This window comes from Sinanaerobacter sp. ZZT-01 (assembly GCF_035621135.1).
Taxonomy (GTDB): Bacteria; Bacillota; Clostridia; order Peptostreptococcales; family Anaerovoracaceae; genus IOR16.
In genome coordinates, this window is record NZ_CP141728.1 from 1,522,097 (window position 1) to 1,543,428 (window position 21,332).

Below are 21,332 nucleotides of genomic sequence, written 5' to 3' on the forward strand. Positions count from 1 at the left end.
GAAATGAATATGAAATTTGCATTGACTCACAATTGCATAAATGTATTGGACTTGGAACGTTCTATGCGATTTTACGAACAAGCTTTAGATATGAAAGAAGTTAGAAGGCTTACGGATGAGGAAGGAAATTATATCCTATCGTTTATTGCCAATGAAAATGCGACGCATCAGATTGAGCTTACATGGCTGAAAGAGCGTACAGAGCCGTATAACCTTGGAGATAATGAAATCCATATGGGACTTGTGACCGATGATTATGAAGCCGCTTTAGCGAAGCATAAAGCAATGGGTGTGGTGTGTTTTGAGAATACGAAGTTCGGGGTTTATTTTATTGAAGACCCGGACGGATATTGGATCGAAATCGTACCGCAGCGTTAAAAGACTAAAAAATGCAGTGAATGTTTCACTGCATTTTTTTATTCCATTTCTCCAGTTCATCCACCATACTCTCTTTCCACATTGGAATACCGCTGCGGTAAGATGCTTTGACCATCATATGAGAGCCAAGCGGTACTGTAATGATAAGAAAAACAATAGCTAAAATTCCTTTTAGAGAAAAGCCTAAATCGGTATAATAAAGGAAAAGAATATAGGCGACAATTAAATTGAAGATACCAAGAGTAACTGGCTTTGAAAGTGCCTGCATACGGCAATAAATATCCGGAAAACGTAAGAGACCCACACTGCCTCCAAAACAAAATACGGCACCGACAATAAGAAAGGCACAGATAAGAAACTGCCAAAAAATATCATACATTTGCATTGTTAAAGATCCTCTCCTTTTTTTCTAGTATATTTGATTTCATCCTGTGTTTTAGGTTTTTGAGGGTATTTTTTCAATGGATAAAGAACATCCCCTTTTTGCATATATTTACTCCAAACGACCATTGCGACAAAGCCTAGAATGGATAAAATCAAAACAGCATCCATATAATAGGCAGTGCCATGCTTAAAAGCATAGAGGATAATGAGTGCCAGTGTTTGGGTGCTTAGCGCATCCAAGCCGACGACACGGTCTGCAAGCGTTTTACCTGTGACGACTGTAAGTAAATTAATGACCAAAGATATAGAGATAAAAATCAATACAATATTGACCACAAGATTAATGATTGGATAGTCATGCAAAAAATTAATCATAGCCGACGACCTCCTTGATTCGATTTACAAACTCTTTTTCGATGTGGGCTAGAACCTTTGGTGCATCGGCACAGTCTAGCATATGAACATATAAAATATTGCCTTCTGGGGCAATCTCTACGGTTAAAGTTCCCGGGGTCAGTGTAATCATATTTGCAAGAAGTACAATTTCAAAATTACTTCGCAAATCGATGTGAAGTGCTACAATTCCCGGATTTAAATGCGACAAAGGAAGGCAGACATACCGAAGTACAGAAAGATTTGCAACGATTACCTCTTTACAAAAAACGAAAAAAAGTATGAAAGCTCTCCATATTCTTCTAAGATAAAACTGCTTGTGTGCTTGCGAATAAAAAACAGATAAGAAAAATGCACCCAGTAAATACCCAAAAAGAAAGCTTGCGATGGAAGGAGAATCACTGAGAAATAACCATATACCTGCCAGACCTAAATTTAATACGATTTGAGTTGCCATTTTACCTCCTATCTGCCTCCAATAGTATTTAATACCGCATCGATATACGTCTGCGGTGTCATAAGCTGCTCAGAAGCTTCGGTGCAAAGAGAAAGAATTGGTTGTGCAAAAATACCCAAAAGAAGAGAGATACCTGCGAGAAGAAAGCATGGAATCAGTGCATTTTTATATTGAAAACCAGCAGCAGGGACATATTCACGCGGAGCTCTTCCCCAAAATACATATAGAAATAATTTTATCATTGAAAATAATGTGAATACGCCAGCACCGATTGCACAGGTGAGTGCCCAATAATTTTGCTGGTTTGCAGCAGATAAAGCGATCATATATTTTGCAAAGAAACCGGATAAGGGAGGAACGCCGGAAAGTGACATTGCAACGATAAAAAAGGTCCAACCAAGCGCAGGATGTGTTGCAAGCAAACCCCCCATCTTTTTTAAATCTCGTGTCCCGGTGATTTTTTCAGTAATCCCTGCAGTTAGAAATAAGCAGCCTTTTACAACACCGTGATGAAAGATAAAATAGATGGAAGCGCTAATCGATGAAACACTGAAAAGACCAAGACCTAATATAACATAGCCTATCTGCGATATACTATGATAGGCCAATATGCTTTTATAATTCATTTGACTTACAGCTCCGAATACGCCAAGGAATATAGATAAAATGGCTAATACGGTAAGAATGAGATGCGTGTGTGCAGTATCGCCGATGAAAATTAAAGTAAAGGTCCGGATCATTGCATAAGCGCCAACTTTAATTACAAGGCCGGAAAAGATAGAGCTTACAGAAGCGGTTGCAACTGTATGTACTTTTGGGAGCCAAAAGTACAGAGGAAACATAGCAGCTTTAATGCCGAATACTGTTATAAGTAGCATAGCAACAACTGTGAAATAACCTTGATTTTCGACCATACTTGCTTTTTGAGCGGCATCTGCCATATTCATCGTTCCAAGCATTGCATAAAGAACGCCAAGTGCGATCAAAAATACTGTAGATGAAACGATATTAATCAAAAGATATTTAAAGGTTTCACGGAGTTGTGCTTTGGATGCACCGTGAACCAAGAGCGCATAAGACGACAAGAGCATAATCTCAAAGAATACAAATAAGTTAAATAAATCTCCTGTTAGAAAAATACCATGAATACCCATCATTAAAAATTGCCAGAGCACATAAAAATCGTGTTTTTCACGCTCGACACCAATGGTTTCGAAGCTGAAGAGAAGCCCTGTAAAAAATAATAAGCTGCTCAGGCAAAGCAAAATGACAGAGAACAAGTCTGCAACGAAAACAATACCAAAGGGAGGAGACCAGCCGCCGGCACAGAAAATCAATATTCCCTCTGTACGAACTTGAACGAGTAAGAATACAGACAGGACAATCATTAACGTGCAGCTGATAAAGCTGAATAAACGTTGTGCGAGTACATTTTTTCGAAAGAATAACAAAAGAATCCCGCTTATCAGAGGAATTAGAACCGGAAGCAAAGGAAGGTTAGTGCTCATCGTTATGCTCCTTTCCTAAAAGATCATCTACATCATCACTTTCCATTTCCTGATATGTGCGGTAAGCAAGAACCAAACAAAATGCAGTGGTTGCAAAGCTGATAACAATGGCTGTTAAAATCATTGCCTGTGGCAATGGGTCTGTGTATATGGCAGAAAGCCTTCCTAAAATAGGAGATTCTCCCCTCTGAAGTTTTCCGGAGGTCATCAAAAATAATAAAGTTCCATTCGAGAGCAATGAGGTACCAAAGACAATGCGAAGAAGTCTCCTTGAAAGTATCATATAAGTACCAGCAGAAAATAATATCCCAATCAATAAAGCAATCAGTAATTCCATAAGAGTCTCCTTTCTATGATTTTGTTTTGCCGATATTAAATAGAATCGACATAACGGTTCCAAGTACTACGAAATAAACACCAATGTCAAAAATCAATGCACTGGCAAGCTCTATTTTTCCAAACCAAGGAAGGATGATATGTCCGAAGGTCTGTGTTAAAAACGGCTTATGAAAATAAATGGATAAAATACCGCAGCCCCCAACGATAGAAAGCCCCAAAGGCAGGAACAAACCTACTTTAAATGGCAGATGAGACATAAAGTCTTTCCCAATTGTAATGTACATCAGAAGTAGAGCGCATGATGTCATTAGTCCTGCAATAAATCCACCGCCCGGGGCGTTATGACCAGCGAGCAGAAGATAGACCGATACAAACAAAATAATGAAGGCAACCGGCTTTGAAAAGGTTAAGATAACTAGGTCATTGTCCTTTTGATGAGTTTTTTGCAGTGTGGTAGAAGCAAGCGCATTTGTCTCGGTGTAATCTTTTAAATAAGTAATATCTTCATCTATATAAGCATCATCAGAAATGGATTGTACCTTTCCATTGTCGTCGGTAAAAAGGTGAAGAACGACATAAATGCTTAAGGATGCGAGACAAAGAACGGTGATCTCTCCCAGTGTATCCAGACCACGGAAATCTACTAAAGTTACATTCACAATGTTGCTGCCGCCACCCTTTGACTTGCTGAATGCGGTGTAAAACCAGGAAATGGATTCGTAGAATCGGTTTGAATGGGAGAAAAAGCTAAGGAAAGCAACGCTGAATCCCACAAGTAATGATAGGAGAATGTTTGAGACTCTCTTTTTTGGATTACTTTGTGCATGTGGTTCCATGCCAAGCGGAAACTGTTTTAAGACCAATACATACAGAATCAGAGTGACCGTTTCTACTAAAAGCTGAGTCAAGGCTAAATCAGGGGCACCAAACATAACAAAGAACATGGCGACCATATAACCGACAATTCCCATTGAAAGAATAGCGGCAACACGTTTTTTCATTCGTGTGGCAAGAATGGCTGCTGTCGCTGTGACAAATATCATAACAACTTCAATTAATTCAATTTGAGCAAGATCGTTAGTAGACACTGCAGAGATAAAGCCATAGTACAAAATTGGATATCCAACAAGAAGTAAGCATGCGAGAATGATATAGGACAAGTAATTGGTGAGAGAACCTGTCATGTAAAAATTCGTAAAACGCCCCGTTACTTTTGGCAGACCATATAAACAGGTGTCGTAAATACGATTTGCACTAAGCGGGAAGGAGTCTTGTCCAAGTTCTGGTTTACGTAAAGTTAGACGACTGTATAAAATCGCACCTCCAATAACAACGACAAGGGTCATCATAAGCGGTACGGTAAATCCATGCCAGAACATAACGTGTATTTCAGGAAGAGAACCACTTACAACAAGAGCAGCCGGCGCAATCAAAGCATGGGCTGCGATGTTTGGGAAAAAAGCAACAAGCAGGTTCAAAAGAACCAAAAGTATTGTAGGAAAAAGCATACCAATCGGTGCTTCATGTGGTTTTTTTGGAGTGACGCAAGAGACTTCCTTACCAAGAAAAACAGCACTGAAAAGATGCAGTGAATATACAAATGTAAAAAGGCTCGCTAAGACTGCAATCAGAGGAATGATGTAGGCAAAGCTTCCTAAGAAGGAAAAGGCATGAGACGGAGCCTCCGCAGCAGCCTCAAAGAAAAGTTCTTTACTTAAAAAACCTGAGAATGGAGGAAGACCTGCCATAGAAAATGATGCAATAAAAGCAATCATACCCGTATAAGGCATGGCTTTTCCCAGTCCGTGAAGCAGTGACAAATCTCTTGTTCCTGTCTCGTGATCTACCATTCCGGTCATAAGAAACAAGCTGCCTTTAAAAGCAGAATGATTCAAAAGGTGAAATAAGCCAGCAAAGATTGCGGCTTTAGTACCGATACCGAATAAACATAAGATAAGACCCAATTGGCTTATGGTGGAATAAGCAAGCAAAGCCTTTAAATCTTTTTGACTGAGAGCAGTAAAAGAGCCAAAAAGAAGAGAAATAAGGCCGACAAAGGTAATTGTTGTATTCCACAATACGGTATCTCCAAGAAGTGGTGTGAAACGGGCAACGAGAAAGATCCCGGCCTTTACCATAGTAGCAGAGTGCAGGTAGCAGCTGATCGGTGTTGGAGCCTCCATTGCGGACGGAAGCCAAATGTGAAAGGGTACTTGCGCAGATTTAGTAAAAGCACCGATTAGCAGTAAAATAGAAGCGGCCGGATAGAGGCTGCTTTGACGGATCAAATCATAGGAATTCATTAGTTCATTGATTTCAAAGGTACCGGCTATATTTCCAATAAGAATAAACGAAATTAACATACAAAATCCACCGGAAACAGTGATAAGCAGCGCTTTTTGAGCGCCATAGCAGGAACGCTCCTTCTCAAACCAAAAGCCAATTAAAAGGAAGCTGGATATACTTGTCAACTCCCAGAAAAAGTATAGCAGTATTAAATTGTTTGAAGTAACAACGCCCAACATCGCCCCCATAAATAGGAGCAGGAAAGCATAAAAGTGAACCAAGCGTTCTCGCTCGGATAAATAGTATATAGAGTACAGGATTACTAAAATTCCAACGAAGCTGATGAGAAGTGCAAAAAATAGTGAAAGACCGTTGATTTCAAAAGAAAGTGTAATTTTTAACATAGGAATCCAAGATAAACTTGTTGATATGGTCTCACCTGAAAGGGTTCGTGGCAGCATTGCAAGATAAAATAAAAACAGCACAATTGGAACCGGAAGTGCTGTCCAGCCCAGTTTTGTTTTAATAAATCGATGGGATATCATAATAAAAAATGAAACAACAAATGGAATAAGTATTAATGAAAAAAGCAAAAAATATCTCCCCTCAATAAAAACGGTTTTCTTATCAGATATAACTATTAAATCATATTTTACCATAAGCGTGAAATAATTACGATAAAAACCTTATTGATAAAAGAATAAAAAGTAGAATAAGAAGATGACTATTAAAAGAAAATGTCCGATTAGATGTATTGACAAAATAGATAAATTTTTCTATATTAGTAAATAGAAAAGAATATGAGGGGAATTGGCGCAGCTGGGAGCGCGTTTGACTGGCAGTCAAGAGGTCAGGGGTTCGATCCCCCTATTCTCCACCACTGGAAAAGTTCGGGAAATCAGAAATCAACGGTTTACCGAACTTTTTGTTATATATTACTACACCATGAATGAATAGTTTGGTTTGATAATCGTTTAGAATAAATCACGGACGTAGCCTGGTAGCTTATTCTTACTTTATTTCATGCTATTAGGATGCAATTACCGTATCACTCAGTTGATGGAACACGGCTTGGGACACTGTGCACAAGCCAAGGCAGGCTGCAAATGCACCAAAATAAATCCAATCAACGTTGGTTGAAAGGAATTCAAACAACACGCCGTATATCACCTGTCCAATCGGATTACCGCACATGGCAAGGCACATGATCAAAGCCATGACTTTTCCGGTGAGGGTACCAGGTGTAATCTTTTGCAGATAGGTGATCATTTCCACGTTGAAGATCGTTGAAATCACCATCATAATTACACAAAAGCCGGAAATAAGAAAATATGTTGTCATTGAACCGATTGGTAGTCGAAGTGCAAGGCCCATTGGGAATAGCGACGCCGTACACCAGAAGAGCAGCCTTGCTCCGTGGCTTGCTTTTAGCTTATGACCAACCATGCCTGAGAGCAGTCCGCCCAATAGCCCGCCAGCCGCCAGTGCACCCTCGGCATAACCGTAAAGGCGGTTTCCGGTTGCTTGGTCAAATCCTAAATGGCTGGTGATGAGGATGGGTAGACCTACAATAATCAGTGCCGAAAAGACCATATTGACTGCGGAGAGCAGAAAACCTAGCCGTATAATTTCTGAACGCTCATGACGGATAAAATGCCAACTTTCCCGCAGATCGGAAGCGACGAGAGAGCGTATGCTCCCCTCAGAATCTCGCTTTTCAAAGGGAATGTGAATAAAGATTTCCATAACGGCAGAGAAGAAAAAGCAGACAATGCTGAGATACAAAACCGGCCTTATTCCGTAAAATCCGAAGATCAGTCCGCCCAGGACAGGACCTACTACTCCGGACAGTGAGTTTACCATGTTAATAACGGCGTTTCCGGCCATCAGCTTGTCGGGTGGTGTCAGCACCGGCAATGATGCTTGCACTGTGGGTTGATATGCGCCCTGAATGCCATAGAGCAGCATCAGGACGGTGATGAGTAAAGGCACCAAAGGGAGGCTCTCAAAGCTTAGTGAGTAAAATAGCATCAGTGCTGCGGTAAAGCAATCCAGCCATACCATCACGTTCCGCTTGTTTACTCGATCGGCTACAATACCACCGACTGGTGAAAGTAGTAGCATCGGCAGAAAAGAAAGCGCCATAACAAGCCCGTACAGTGCGGCGGAATGGGTTTTGTTAAGCAGATAGAGCGGCAACGCATAACGAAGGATATTGTTGCCAAACAGAGAAATGATCTGGCCGATTACAACCATTAAAAAATCTCGATGAAATAGTTTTGTGTTCATGTAAGTTCCTCCTTGATAAATACCAAACGTTGGTATGTATAAATTTAAAAAATGAAACCCTTTATTGGGCATTCATTTTATTTGGGTTTCTGATTCACGAGAGCGCAGTATCTCCTGTAAGATTCTATCATCTGTTCATCTAGCAACTCGATTCCCATATTCTTTAAGATCGAATTGAAAAAGCGAACCCGCTTTTCCATACTATCCACATCCGTTTCAATCACTAACGGATTAAGCCAAAGATTCGTCAGCATAGTGATGACCTCCGCAAGTTCCTTTGGATACTCTGTGAGAATAGAGCCATCTGATACGCCTTGCTCAATGACAGGCTGGACATAGTGCGGCACAACATCCGAAAAGATTTCATGCATCTGCATGGCCAACAATTTTGAATGTTTCAACATATTTGGTGCTACTGTAAAAACAATGTCACGGTCTGCGCTGGAAAGCGATTGATAAAATATCCTTTTCAGTTTTTCGTAACCGGTAAGTCTGGAATCATCCCGAATGGCTGTCAATTCTCTGATGATTTGCTTATTGAATCGGTCACCCACTGCATTGAAAATCTCTTCCTTGGATTTGAAGTGATGGTAGACGGCACCTTTGGAAAGGCCGCCCAGACCATTGATAATTTCCTGTATGGAAGTGTGCTCATATCCCTTCTCGAGAAACAGCTGCTGTGCCACGTCCAATATCAATCGGATGGTCTCCTCTGGGTATTTGTTCCGCGCCATAGTGCACCTCCTTCTCTATAACATACCAGTAGTATGTTTGAATTATATTATAGTAATTTCACGTTGTCAATCGAAATTTCATAGCATTGGAGCCTTAGCTTCTCAATAACTCCAAGTTTAATGGCCAGGCAAAACCTCCTAAAACAATTTTTTAACCGAGGGCTATTGACAAAGCATACAAAGTACTATATCATCATATCGACAGACAGTCGGTCTGTAAGATTGGAGATGTAATAATGAGGATTGTTAAAGAAGCTGTAGAACGCCGTAATGAGATTCTGGATGCGGCTGACGAACTCTTTGGTAAAAAAGGATTTGACGGTACCAGTACAAACGATATTTTAGATATAGTAGGAATTGCGAGGGGGACGCTTTATTATCATTTCAAGTCAAAAGAGGAGATTTTGGATGCATTGATTGAGCGCTATAACGAGCAACTGATTAAAAATGCAAAAAAGGCTGCCAGTGATAAGAGTTTATCAGTAAATGAACGCATGGTTCGAGCGATCACTTCGCTCAACATAAGCGGTGGGAGCGGCAGTCAGATTATCGAACAGATGCATAAACCGCAAAATGCACTGATGCATCAGAAGACACAGTATGCTATGCTCATGGGGATAACACCCATACTTGCTGAAATAGTTCGCGAGGGAAACGATCAGGGAATTTACGATACACCTTATCCATACGAATGCATGGAAATGATTATGGCCTATGGAAGCACCATTTTTGATGATGCGATGATTGTTATGAGTGCGGATGAAAAAGAGCTGAGGATTCAGGCTTTCATTTTCAATATAGAAAGATTACTTGGAGTTCCTGCCGGAAGTATGGTCAAGTATGTTATGCGGATGCTTGTTAGCAGTGATGAGGAGGATCATGAATAATTCAAAACAGTCTTTTGGGAAGTTCATTCTTCTTTGGTCAGGTCAGCTTGTTTCTGCAATTGGCAGCGGGCTTACTGCCTTTGGACTAGGTGTATATGTTTATCAGCAGACCGGAAAGGTGTCTACTATGGCACTTGTCACTCTGCTTGCGTTTTTGCCGTCACTCTTACTAAGTGCACCGGCAGGCGTGCTTGCCGACCGCTATGACCGCAGGCTGTTAATGGTAATTGGTGACAGCCTTTCCGCAGTTGGGTTAGTGTTTATCCTCATCTGTATGCTTTACGGGGAAGCGCACCTTTGGCAAATTTGTGTCGGCGTAAGTATCAGCTCTGTTTTCTCATCTCTTCTTGAGCCTTCATATAAAGCGACGGTTACGGATTTGCTGACCGAAGAGCAGTATACAAAAGCAAGCGGACTTGTACAGACGGCAGCCTCAGCAAAATATCTGATTTCTCCTATCATCGCCGGATATCTGCTTGTTGTTTCGGATATCAAGCTGCTCCTGATTATTGATATCAGCACCTTTTTTGTAACAGTTTTATCGACTTTTGTGGTGCGCCGCGGTCTCAAGGCAAAATCAGGAGTACAAATAGATTCTTTCATCTGTGAATTTAAAGAAGGCTGGGAAGCAATATCTGAAAAACGTGGGGTGCTGATTCTTGTAATGATAACTTCAATTATAACTTTTTTTCTTGGATTTATACAAACGCTCTCTGCGCCAATGATCCTTGCATTTTCAGACAGTGCTTTGCTGGGAACTACCGAAACGATCTGCGCCTCTGGTATGTTGGTGACAAGCGTCATCGTTGGAATTGTTCCCATTAAAAAGAGCTATGTGAAGCTGCTGTCAGGCTCGTTGTTCAGCGCCGGATTGTTTATGGTGGGATTCGGATTCCGTGAGAACCTTGTTCTCATTTGCATCATGGGATTTTTGTTTTTTGCAATGCTTCCGCTGGCAAACACGAGTCTGGATTATCTTATTCGTACGAATATCAAAAACGTCGTTCAAGGCAGAGCATGGGGGTTGATAGGGCTTATTTCACAGCTGGGATATGTTATAGCCTATGTTCTTTCAGGCATTCTTTCGGATTATGTGTTTACCCCTCTTTTAAGTAACGACGGAGCACTTGCGGGAACCATTGGAAAAGTGATTGGTACTGGAAATGGCAGAGGCGCCGGTTTTCAAATAATCATTGCAGGGATGCTTTTATGTGTTACTGCATTTGCGATTTACGTTATGAGGAGCATAAAAGAACTGGAGAAAAGAGGTTGCGTATGTACTTCAGAATAATTCGTAATGACATTAAGAAAAGTAAACTTATTAACATAATCATGATGTTGTTTATCGCTTCGGCAGCTATGCTTGTGTCACTTGCTGCAGTGCTTACGGTTAATCTCTTCGGATCAATTGATACACTTATGACAAGAGCTGAAACGCCGCATTTTATGCAGATGCATTCGGGAACAATAGATAGGAGTCGGCTTGAACTCTTTGCGGAGCAGAACGGAAATGTTGAAAAACTACAGATAGCTGAGTTTTTAAATATTGATGGGGCAGAGATTACCATCGGCGAAAATTCTCTTGCAGGATCGGTACAGGATAATGGTTTAAGTACGCAGAGCAGTGATTTTGACTATCTATTCGATCTGGACGGGCAAGCAATAAATGCTTCTGATGATGAAGTCTACGTTCCGATATGCTATTTGAAGGATGGAACCGCAAAAGTAGGAGATCGTATACGGATATGCGGAAAATCGTTTACTGTTGCGGGGTTTGTTCGGGATTCACTAATGATGTCGACCCTTTCTTCCTCAAAGCGTTTTCTCGTAAGCGATAACGCCCTCACGGCACTTAAAGACAGCGGAAGTGTTGAATATTTGATTGCGTTTCGGCTAAAAGATCAGGCGGGGATCTCCGACTTTGAAACAGCTTATACGTCAGCGGGACTCGAAAGGAACGGGCCAGCCATCACATATCCGCTTATCAGAATACTGAACGCAATCAGTGACGGAATGATGATCGGCGTGATACTGCTCGTGAGTCTGCTCATTGTTGCAGTCGCCTTCTTATGCATACGCTTTACGTTACTAGCTAAAATGGAAGAAGATTTCCGGGAAATTGGAGTTATGAAAGCGATCGGGTTGCGTGTAAGCGATATTAAACGGATCTACCTTTCAAAATATGCTGCTCTTGCGGGTTTGGGGTGCACTCTAGGCTGTGTGCTTTCTTTCGCATTTAAAGGCATGCTTCTTGAGAACATTCGGCTGTACATGGGCGAAAACGAAGATGCAGGCATCGCTATTCTTTTCGGAATTTTTGGGATTGTGTTTATCTTTTTTGCTGTCCTTATATTTGTTAGTGGCGTACTGAGACGTTTACGAAAGTTATCAGCAGCAGAAGCGGTTCGTTTCGGAACAACTCAGGAAAAAGCAAGCAAGAACAGGAGATTATCTTTGAGTCGGAATCGGCTTATGAGTACGAATGCTTTTATGGGTATCATTGATGTTTTCTCAAGAAAAAGACTGTACACATCTATTTTAATCGTCTTTTCCATTGCAATTTTTATCACGGTAGTTCCCAAGAATCTCTATAACACCCTTTCTTCCAAAGATTTCATCGAGTACATGGGAGTTGGAAACTGTGACCTCAGATTTGACATTTAGCAGACTGATGACATTTCCGGAAAAGCTGCTGAAATTGCTGAGACGTTGGAAATGGACAGCAATATTTCAAAATATACTGTGCTTACAACAAAATCTCTGAAAATGATAACCGATGAGGGAACGGAGGATACGATAAAGGTTGAGCTTGGCGATCACTCTATTTTCCCCGTCAAGTATAGCTCTGGAGAAGCACCTTCCTCTGAAAACGAAATCGCACTTTCAGCAATCAACGCAAAGGAACTAGAAAAAGAGGTGGGGGATTCCATAAGCTTGGTGATTGGAGGAAAGGAAAGAAATCTTTCTGTTTGTGGAGTATACTCTGATATCACCAATGGCGGGAAAACAGCAAAAGCGATATTCACCGATGAAACGGCAGCAACCATGTGGTGCGTGATCAGTGCAGAGTTTGCAGACGATGTATCTATTGGTGGAAAGATAAAGCATTATACAGCAGCATTTACCTTTGCCAAAGTTTCTGACGTGGATGAATATATATACCAAACCTTTGGGTCGACAATAGGCTCCGTAAAAAACGCAGCAGTTGTCTCGGCTTCGGTTGCGCTAATTATTTCTGCGTTAATAACGGTGTTGTTTATAAAAATGATCCTTTCCAGAGATCGATATTCGATTGCAGCGATGAAAGCATTGGGTTTCAGGAGCTCAGATATAGAAAAGCAGTACATCTCGAGGTTGATTTTTGTTCTCATAATAAGCATGGTCGTTGGCACAATTCTAGCAAATACACTCGGCGAAGTTCTCGCAGGGGCCATTATTTCTTCTTTCGGTGCTTCATCGTTCAAGTTTATTATTAATCCTGTCAGCGCTTACATTATTTCTCCACTCATGCTGCTATTTGCTGTGCTTGTCGCAGTCTTTATAGGTGTGCATGATGCCGGAAAGATAAAAATACCCGAATACATTAAGGAGTGAGAAAATGAAAAAGGTAATAAGTGGCGAAAAAATAATAAAAATATTTGGTGATGCCGATGAAAAGCGTAACGTTCTCGACGGCGTTTCTCTGGAAATAAATGAGGGCGAATTCGTGTCTGTAATGGGGCCTTCCGGCTCCGGAAAATCGACGCTTCTGTTCGCTTTAAGCGGCATGGACAATATAGATAGTGGAAAAGTGTTCTTCAATGGAAAAAATCTGGCGGAACTAAAAGAGGATCGCCTGGCCGATATTCGGCGTAAGGAAATGGGATTCGTTTTTCAGCAGCCCACGCTGTTAAAAAACCTCAGCATTCTTGATAATATCATACTGCCATCCGTTCGTGACAATAGAAAAAACACTGCACAAATTGTTGAAAAAGCCAGATCGTTGATGAAGGAAACTGACATACTTAAGCTTGAATCTCGCAGCACTACTCAGGTATCGGGTGGACAGCTTCAACGTGCCGGGATTTGCCGTGCACTTATGAATGATCCTAAAATAATCTTCGGAGATGAACCGACTGGTGCACTCAATTCAAAATCTGCACAGGAAATCATGGACATTTTTTCTGAAATTAACGCCAAGGGTACTGCTGTTATGCTTGTGAGTCACGATGTAAAGATTGCAGCTCGCACGGAACGTATTCTGTTCATGCTGGATGGGAAGATTGCAAGTGAAATCAGACTCCCTAAATTTATAGGCGTCGGATTAGAAAGCAGAATAGAAAAAATAACACTTAAGATGCAAAAAATAGGGATTTGATTAATATCTGTAAGGACATGAATCCAGAATATATGAAATGAGATGTTCCATATGAAAATTTCAGACAGTATGTTAAAATATAGATAAGAAAAAGGAGCGTGCGTGTGCGATCTATATAATTGAAATGGAGGCTTAAAATGAAAGAAAAACAGTATTTTAATCCCGTGCAGTTCATCCTAATTATTTACTTAGCATGCTTTTCATTCCGAATGGTCGAATATCTATTAATCCGCACAGATCAAAGTTTCTTTGGCGAGGCATTTATACACAAACTGATCGGCATCTTTGTACTCGTACTTGCAGCAAGATTTTTTTCGATTAGGAGGTCAGAAATTGGCTTTACGAGCAAATTCGCGATGAAAAACAGTTTTTACGGCCTTCTGCTTGGATTCGTTGTATATATAATTACTTATGGCAGTGAATTTCTAATACAATTTTCAAGAGGAAACATACCTTCATTACAAATTTATGTTACCAGTTATGCGATCAGCGGCAACCAAGGGAAACAAACAGCTTTTATATTTTTTGCTCTCTGTGTGATTGGTAATATAATAAACGTGATTATGGAAGAAGGCATTTTCAGAGGCCTATTTATTAAGCTCGGACAAACAAGGTATTCTTTTATCGCTGCCACTATTTTTTCTTCCGTCCTATTTGGATTGTGGCATGTTGCCGCTCCGGTACGCAGTTTGCTGGATGGAGAGATGAGCAGTGGCGGTGCAGCTGTGTATGCGCTGATGCTTATCTTGACAACGGGAATTGTCGGAGTTAAGTTTTGTCTGCTCACCAAGATTACCGGCTCTCTTTGGATGTCTATGGCAGATCATTTTTTTAATAATACCATTATAAATATTCTTCACATCGTTTCTCTTTCCGGTGTCGATGAGTTACAGATAATACGCATTTCAATTGCGCAAGCGATATCATTCTTAATTGCCCTTTTTATCTATTGGAAAAGCAGAGCACACAGCAAAAGCACGTTTCGGGGTTAGATAATCCATTAATTGTTTTATTGGAGAGTCTGTCATACGGAATCAATAGATTTATAGAGACTATATGCCAGATGTTTCTAAACGCTGGTTTTGATGTGCATTGCCCTAATATGATCGGCAGGCCTCCCTTTAGCTATGAGGAAGAACAAAAGGCTATCATCAAAATACAAAAAATATTAGGGCGTATGAGTCCTAATATTTTTTTATATGTATTAGAAATCCACTGGCTGTGCCGGTGGGTAAAATATTCCGAAGTCGTTGAAATTAATCCATATCTAAAAATATTTTTTTGAAAGGAAGAACATAGAAATCAATAGATAATTCCCTCAAGAGTATAAAAAAATTTCTAAATATTAAAAAAAATATTGAAATTATTAATATGTGTGATATGATATTGGCATAAGTTAGCATATGCTAACTTATGGAAAATAAGTTGGTAAATGCGAACAAAATTCTAAGCTATTATAGCAGAAAGGTGAGGTAAGTGGATACTATAATACTAAATAAATATTTTCCATTTGAAAGTAAATATTTAACGGGCTATGAACCTAAGATATTCTGTTTTCATCATGCGGGCGGAACCGCCGCGACATATAGAAAATGGACGTTAAAGCCATCTTCTGTGCATTTCATTTGTGTAGAGCTTCCGGGCAAGGGGGCTCGGCGCAGTGAAATCTTTGAGAATGATTTTAAATCTATTTTAGATCCATTATGCCAAGCAATCATAGAAAAAAGCGATGGGAAACCTTTTCTTTTATTTGGACACAGTATGGGTGCAGCGATGGCTTTTTATACGGCATATAGGCTTGAAACCTTTTACGGGATAACTCCGCAGAGACTGATCGTTGCAGGGAGACAGGCGCCAAATGAAGAGAATCCTATCGAATTCAAGACACACATGCCTGACAGCGCGTTGCTCGATGAGCTAAAGCGTTATAAAGCCACTCCAAAAGAAGTTTTTTTAAATAACGATTTATTAAAGCATATCGTTTCAGAATTACGCAGGGATTACGAATTAAATGAAAGCCTCATATACCATGGAGAGCGCATAAGCATACCCATTTTTGCACATGCGGCAGACCAAGATTGCGAGGCAGACCCAGACGTTATGAGCAGATGGGGTTCTGTGACGACAAGTCGGGTCAGTGTAAGTGGATTCAAAGGAGAGCACTTCTTTGTTTTAGAAGATTGGTATCGCGCCCAGCTTGTTTGCGCTGCTGTCGACGGAGGCTTACCAGAGAGAGAAGGAGTAGCGACATGAAAAGAGCGATTCACTTAAATGCGGAAACGAACGTATTGTCAAAAGAACAGATGAAAACGCAGGCATTTGTTCGAGAATCAGTCAATCAGACCGATAAAGAGATTGTAGCATCCTGTATTCACGAAGGCTTTTTTAAAAGTGTAAAGCAAACACCAGACTTGACAGCTGTTGTGTGGCTTGAAAAGGGAAAAAAAAGAACACTTACATATCAACAGTTGTATTCTGAGGTTATGAAAACCGCTGCTTTATTAAAAGCACGAGGAATAAAATCGGATAGTAATGTTCTAATTACACTGCCCAAAGGGTATGAGCAGATCATTGCCGTTCTTTCTGTACTTGCATTAGGCTGTACATATGTGCCGGTCAACGTATCGCATCCACAAAAACGAGTGGAGCGGATTACTCAAGCTACTGGTGCTGTACATGTGCTGACAAATAAAGAGTATGTAAATACAAGACAACTTCCGTTCGGATTGCTGCCTGTAATGATTGAGGAACGTACGCAGTATGATGAAATGCTCTCCCCGCTTTTCCCTGATCCGCAGGCTGCTGCTTATATTATTTTTACATCAGGTTCTACGGGAGAGCCGAAGGGCGTCGTTATCTCACACGATGCAGCGAATAACACCATAGTTGACATCAACGAAAAAATGAATATTGGCAGGAGAGATTGCATATTTGCTATATCGGAATTGGACTTTGATTTATCTGTGTACGATGTCTTTGCGCCTTTAAGTGTAGGCGGGTGTGCCGCACTCATATCGGAAGAGGAAAAAAAAGAGCCTGCAAGCTGGATGGAAATAGTAAAGGCTTTAGAGGTAACGGTTTGGAATAGTGTTCCAATGCTTTTTAACATGCTTCTGACGGTCTGTGAATCCGTAGGGGAGAAGCTGCCTTTAAAGATAGTTATGTTGTCGGGAGACTGGGTGCCGCTAAACCTATATGATCGCTTAAAAAAAATAGCAGACAGTTGCCGTTTGATCGCTTTGGGAGGGGCTACAGAGGCCGCTATTTGGTCGAATTATTACGAAGTACTGGGCATATGCGAAGAATGGAGATCAATACCTTACGGAAAACCGCTAAGTAATCAAAAGATGCGGGTCGTAGATAAAAACGGCTTGGATTGTCCGGACTATGTAAGCGGGGAACTGTGGATCGGAGGGCGCGGGGTTGCGAAAGGGTATATACAGCAGGAAGAGCTGACGCAGGAGCGCTTTTGTTCAGTAGATGGAGTCCGTTGGTATCGGACAGGAGATCGTGCCCTTTATTGGGAAGACGGAACTGTGGAGTTTTTAGGAAGGCTGGACAATCAGGTAAAGCTAAGAGGGTACCGGATTGAGTTAGGTGAAATAGAGTCTGTCTGCAAATTGGAGAAAATGATTGAAGATGCGGCAGCAGTTGTGATCGAAAGCAATCGATCTTCTCAGTTGGCTTTGGCTGTAACGGCAAAGAAAAATCAAAATCGACAAGCCCACTGTGTTCTGCAAAAGGACAAGACAAAATGGAAAGATGAGAAGTTAAACGAGAGAAAAAATTTAATCGAAGCCTACCTGTTACATTTATGCTCGTTTGATAACTTAGTTATCAATTCGGAAAAAAGATGGGTCAGTAAGCAGGCTCAGCCTTTATTTGATTTTTGGTGCCGTTGGTTACAGCGCCAAGATATTGTAAAAATAGAAGATGGAATCATAACAGCGGGAAATCGTTACCGAGAGGTTGATGTTAGCCGGTGCAGAAAAACAACGCCATTACAAGCTGTATTAAATCAGAGCGTGGAGACATATCGCAAAATACTTTCTGGAGAAGACGCTGCAAATGTGATACTTCAAATGGAAGAACTTTCTCCGGAAGCATTGTCTATGCAGGGAAGCCACATCCGTTCTTGCATTGACCAGATTGCTTCCATAATCAAGCAGCATTCCGGCGGTGGCGTAAAAATAGCTGTGCTGGGTGCTAGAACCGGCCTTGCGGCTAAATATCTTTATGACAAACTGGAAGGAATTGCATGCGAACTGACACTTTTTGATGATTCAGCAGGATTGCTCCATCAAGCTGAAAAAAGATGGGATGAAAGCTGCACCGTTGTTCGGTACGCATCGACTTCCAACGGGATGCTTGCATCGGAGCATGTCCATACATATGATTTTGCAGTTTCTGTAAATGCACTTCACCGATATGTTAATCCTCAGAGCGGGCTTGATTATGCATACTCATTACTAAAAAAGCAGGGATGCTTGCTGGCCGTAGAGCTTGAGGAACTAGACCCAGTGGCACTGATTTCATCAGCTGTATTGGAAAATGGATTTCAGAGGTTTGCCTGCATGAGGAAAAGAGCTGATACACCACTGCTGGATAAAGAAGAATGGCAGCAAATATTTTTAAAATCTCAATTTGAACATACAAAAATTACGGTTTCTGCGGACGACGGGGTGCTTTTCATTGAAGCTAAACGCGGAAAAGAAAAGGAGTTTACATTGATGCAGCTGCAAGAGGAGCTTTGCAACTACTTGCCACAATATATGATTCCGGATACAATCTGTCTGTTTCTTCAATTTCCTTTGAATGATAACGGGAAAATTGACCGTAGAAAAATAGTAGACACCATTTCTGCAACTGCACAGCAAGACGTAGCTGATACTGTATATTCCCGCATGGAAGAGCGGATTGCAGCCATTTGGCATGAATTACTTGGCTGTGGAGCGGTTGGCAGACAGCAGGGTTTTTTTGAAATCGGAGGAGACAGCCTTTCTGCAACAAAATTTATCTCATTACTAAAGGAAGATGTGGGAATTAATTTTTCTTTGCGTGAAATCTTTGACAATCCGTTTTTACAAAGCATAGCGGCTTTAGCCGAGAAAAAACTGGATCATCTTGAGCCGGTGGTGGAGGGAGAACTGTGATTGGAATCCTTGGTGGATGTGGTGATATTGGAGGTAAGCTGTCACAGATACTTTCTAATGAAACAGAGGAAGTGATACGTATCGGGGGCAGGCATAAGAAGCACACGGTACAATTTGATAATAAGCATTTCGCGTGGATGCAGGCAGATGTGAGTGACGCTGGCAGTTTACGGGCGTTTGTTGATGGTTGCCGCATTGTGGTAAATTGTGCCGGATTAAAAAAAGAAAGTTCTGCGCAGGTAGCAGAAATAACGACGGATGCCGGCAGCCATTACGTCGATCTCGGTGCGGCTGAACAGAGTCCATCCTCCTTGAAAGGAAATAGTGGTCTGTGTGCGGTATACGGTGCCGGCTCAATGCCAGGTTTATCCGGACTACTGCCTCGCTGGCTTTCGAAGAAATTTGACAGGGTATTTGATTTGGAATTTTATTATGCGGGGCTTGGCTCGTTTACTGAGACTGCCGCCCGAGATTACTTAGAGGGATTATCGGATAGTCAGAATAAAGCAATTGCGATATGGAAAGATGGACGGGCAGTTCCATTCACGTCGCAGAGTGCCCGTATAAAAGTATCGCAGCAGTATGTGAGGGCATTCCCGTATTTTGACGAAGAGTCCTCCTTTGTTGCCCAAGAACTCCGTCTGAAAAACGGAGTATGGTATATGGGGATTGATGGAGATTGTACTTGCAAGGCTTTGGAAAAAATTAAATACAACTATATGCGCAATCCGTATGAAGCAGTCAAGGATTTATGTGCAGCGTCAAAAGCGGATTGCGCTGCCAGAAAGGGATATGCGGGAATGTTGATTCAGCTGAATGGAGAGCGTTCCGGTAGAAAAAAAACGGAGACACTCCGTTGTCTGTTCAGAAGCCCATCTCATTTCACTGCCTCAGCGACTGCGGCTGTAGTTTTGGCTATATCAAAACATAAAATGCCAAAAGGATCATATCTTCTTGGGAAAAGCCCACACACGGAAGGATACACGGAGGAACTGATGAAAATAGCTCCTTCTGGGGGAATACAGATTTATGAGCATACAATTGGAGAATTGTATGAAGAGGTAGAGGGGGCGCTTTAATATGAGTGGTAAAATACGCGTTATTGTGTGCGGAACGACATTCGGTCAGCATTATTTAAAAGCATTGGAACAGCTGCGTGGGCAGTTTGAAGTTGCCGGACTTTTTGCAAAGGGGAGCGAGCGATCAAGGTTATGTGCGGAAAAGCATAATATCCCGCTATATACGTCAATGGCAGACTTACCGGAGGATATTGACCTAGCTTGTGTTGTAATTCGCTCCGGTGCAATTGGAGGCAAGGGAACTGAAGTAGCTCTGCAATTTTTGGAAAAAGGAATCAGTGTGATACAAGAGCAGCCAATTCATCCAAAGGATTTGGAATTATGCCATCGAACTGCCCGAAAGCATAAGGTGCACTTTATGACAGGAGATCTGTATCCAAATCTCCCGGAAGTAGAGCGTTTTATAACAATTGCCAGAGAACTGAATAAGACGGAGGCTCCCGTTTATGTCAATGCATCCTTTGCGCCGCAGGTTTCCTACCCTGCGATGGATATACTCATGCAGGCTCTTCCGTCTGTCCGAAACTGGAAGATTTATCATTTAACTCAGGAAGTGGGGCCGTTTGATGTATTGGTTGGAGAACTGGGCTCTATCCCTATTACAATTGAATACCATAACCAAATCAATCCGCATGACCCGGATAATTACATGCACCTTTTGCACAATATTGCGCTGGTGTATGAAAGTGGACGCCTTACCTTGGAAGACACCTTTGGACCGGTGACCTGGAAGCCGCGGATGCATATACCGACATTGCTGTACAATACGGCAAACGCAGAGGAGACATATCCTGCGTATTTGGATGAAAATTCAATGGAAATATTGGGAGACTATAAAAGCAGAAGTTTTAAATCTGTTGTGACACAGGGGTGGCCATATGCCATTTCGAAGGATTTAATTTCAGTAAGAGAATTAATTTTGGGAGAGAAGAATGTGAATCAAAAGGCGCAGCAGGAAATTTTATGCGCATTACAATGGACGGAAATGACAAAAACATTTGGCTATGCACGCTTGACAGAGGACAATGAGCGTCACTACACTCCATTTCAAATGATTAAAATGACTGCTGACAGTATTAAATAAGGAG

At 41.4% G+C, this 21,332-nt stretch carries 19 protein-coding genes and 1 tRNA gene; 12 read left to right on the forward strand and 8 right to left on the reverse strand.

What is annotated here, in order from left to right:
- The first annotated feature begins 9 nt into the window (after nt 1–9).
- Complete coding sequence (locus tag U5921_RS07315; RefSeq protein WP_324825814.1) at nt 10–378, forward strand: VOC family protein; 369 nt, start codon at nt 10–12, stop codon at nt 376–378.
- Between the two features lie 25 nt (nt 379–403).
- Here U5921_RS07315 and mnhG read toward each other — a convergent pair whose 3' ends face one another.
- Genes mnhG through mbhE form a run of 6 tightly spaced genes read right to left on the reverse strand, consistent with a single transcriptional unit; the run spans nt 404 to nt 6,338 of the window.
- A complete protein-coding gene (mnhG, locus tag U5921_RS07320; RefSeq protein ID WP_324825815.1) occupies nt 404–763 on the reverse strand; it encodes a monovalent cation/H(+) antiporter subunit G in 360 nt (119 codons plus the stop codon).
- Between the two features lie 2 nt (nt 764–765).
- Nucleotides 766–1,137, reverse strand: coding sequence for a monovalent cation/H+ antiporter complex subunit F (locus U5921_RS07325; protein WP_324825816.1), 372 nt, complete (start codon nt 1,135–1,137; stop codon nt 766–768).
- Nucleotides 1,130–1,612: a Na+/H+ antiporter subunit E gene (locus U5921_RS07330; RefSeq protein ID WP_324825817.1), complete on the reverse strand. Its 483-nt coding sequence runs from the start codon at nt 1,610–1,612 to the stop codon at nt 1,130–1,132. Before U5921_RS07330 ends, U5921_RS07325 begins: the two co-directional genes overlap by 8 nt.
- Before the next feature lie 8 nt (nt 1,613–1,620).
- The gene (locus U5921_RS07335) at nt 1,621–3,120 is read right to left on the reverse strand and encodes a proton-conducting transporter membrane subunit (protein WP_324825818.1); all 1,500 of its coding nucleotides are present in this window, start codon (nt 3,118–3,120) and stop codon (nt 1,621–1,623) included.
- Complete coding sequence (locus tag U5921_RS07340; protein ID WP_324825819.1) at nt 3,110–3,457, reverse strand: Na(+)/H(+) antiporter subunit C; 348 nt, start codon at nt 3,455–3,457, stop codon at nt 3,110–3,112. The genes U5921_RS07335 and U5921_RS07340 overlap by 11 nt, the downstream gene beginning before the upstream one ends.
- Before the next feature lie 13 nt (nt 3,458–3,470).
- On the reverse strand, nt 3,471–6,338 hold the full coding sequence (mbhE, locus tag U5921_RS07345; protein WP_324825820.1) for a hydrogen gas-evolving membrane-bound hydrogenase subunit E: 2,868 nt from the start codon (nt 6,336–6,338) through the stop codon (nt 3,471–3,473).
- A 211-nt stretch (nt 6,339–6,549) separates the two neighbouring features.
- On the opposite strand from mbhE, the gene U5921_RS07350 reads away from it, so the two are divergent.
- Nucleotides 6,550–6,625 (forward strand) — tRNA-Ala (locus tag U5921_RS07350).
- A 149-nt stretch (nt 6,626–6,774) separates the two neighbouring features.
- On the opposite strand, the gene U5921_RS07355 is transcribed toward U5921_RS07350, so the two are convergent.
- Nucleotides 6,775–8,034: an MFS transporter gene (locus U5921_RS07355; RefSeq protein WP_324825821.1), complete on the reverse strand. Its 1,260-nt coding sequence runs from the start codon at nt 8,032–8,034 to the stop codon at nt 6,775–6,777.
- 77 nt (nt 8,035–8,111) lie between these two features.
- On the reverse strand, nt 8,112–8,768 hold the full coding sequence (locus U5921_RS07360; RefSeq protein WP_324825822.1) for a TetR/AcrR family transcriptional regulator: 657 nt from the start codon (nt 8,766–8,768) through the stop codon (nt 8,112–8,114).
- 236 nt (nt 8,769–9,004) lie between these two features.
- On the opposite strand from U5921_RS07360, the gene U5921_RS07365 reads away from it, so the two are divergent.
- The 10 genes from U5921_RS07365 to U5921_RS07410 all read left to right on the forward strand — a co-directional run bounded on the left by U5921_RS07365 (nt 9,005) and on the right by U5921_RS07410 (nt 21,328).
- Entirely contained in the window at nt 9,005–9,655 is a 651-nt protein-coding gene (locus tag U5921_RS07365; protein ID WP_324825823.1) for a TetR/AcrR family transcriptional regulator, read from the forward strand.
- The gene (locus tag U5921_RS07370; RefSeq protein ID WP_324825824.1) at nt 9,648–10,946 is read left to right on the forward strand and encodes an MFS transporter; all 1,299 of its coding nucleotides are present in this window, start codon (nt 9,648–9,650) and stop codon (nt 10,944–10,946) included. Before U5921_RS07365 ends, U5921_RS07370 begins: the two co-directional genes overlap by 8 nt.
- On the forward strand, nt 10,931–12,319 hold the full coding sequence (locus U5921_RS07375) for an ABC transporter permease (RefSeq protein ID WP_324825825.1): 1,389 nt from the start codon (nt 10,931–10,933) through the stop codon (nt 12,317–12,319). Before U5921_RS07370 ends, U5921_RS07375 begins: the two co-directional genes overlap by 16 nt.
- A 51-nt stretch (nt 12,320–12,370) precedes the next feature.
- Nucleotides 12,371–13,249 carry an ABC transporter permease gene (locus tag U5921_RS07380; protein WP_324825826.1) on the forward strand — a complete coding sequence of 293 codons (879 nt, stop codon included), beginning with the start codon at nt 12,371–12,373 and terminating at the stop codon, nt 13,247–13,249.
- A gap of 4 nt (nt 13,250–13,253) precedes the next feature.
- A complete protein-coding gene (locus U5921_RS07385; protein ID WP_324825827.1) occupies nt 13,254–14,012 on the forward strand; it encodes an ABC transporter ATP-binding protein in 759 nt (252 codons plus the stop codon).
- A gap of 137 nt (nt 14,013–14,149) precedes the next feature.
- Nucleotides 14,150–15,004, forward strand: a complete 855-nt coding sequence (locus U5921_RS07390; protein ID WP_324825828.1) for a CPBP family intramembrane glutamic endopeptidase — start codon at nt 14,150–14,152, stop codon at nt 15,002–15,004.
- 484 nt (nt 15,005–15,488) lie between these two features.
- Nucleotides 15,489–16,265, forward strand: a complete 777-nt coding sequence (locus tag U5921_RS07395) for a thioesterase II family protein (protein ID WP_324825829.1) — start codon at nt 15,489–15,491, stop codon at nt 16,263–16,265.
- Complete coding sequence (locus U5921_RS07400; RefSeq protein ID WP_324825830.1) at nt 16,262–19,165, forward strand: amino acid adenylation domain-containing protein; 2,904 nt, start codon at nt 16,262–16,264, stop codon at nt 19,163–19,165. Before U5921_RS07395 ends, U5921_RS07400 begins: the two co-directional genes overlap by 4 nt.
- Nucleotides 19,162–20,244: a saccharopine dehydrogenase NADP-binding domain-containing protein gene (locus U5921_RS07405; RefSeq protein ID WP_324825831.1), complete on the forward strand. Its 1,083-nt coding sequence runs from the start codon at nt 19,162–19,164 to the stop codon at nt 20,242–20,244. Before U5921_RS07400 ends, U5921_RS07405 begins: the two co-directional genes overlap by 4 nt.
- 1 nt (nt 20,245) lies before the next feature.
- Nucleotides 20,246–21,328, forward strand: a complete 1,083-nt coding sequence (locus U5921_RS07410) for a Gfo/Idh/MocA family oxidoreductase (RefSeq protein WP_324825832.1) — start codon at nt 20,246–20,248, stop codon at nt 21,326–21,328.
- The last annotated feature ends 4 nt before the right edge of the window (nt 21,329–21,332 follow it).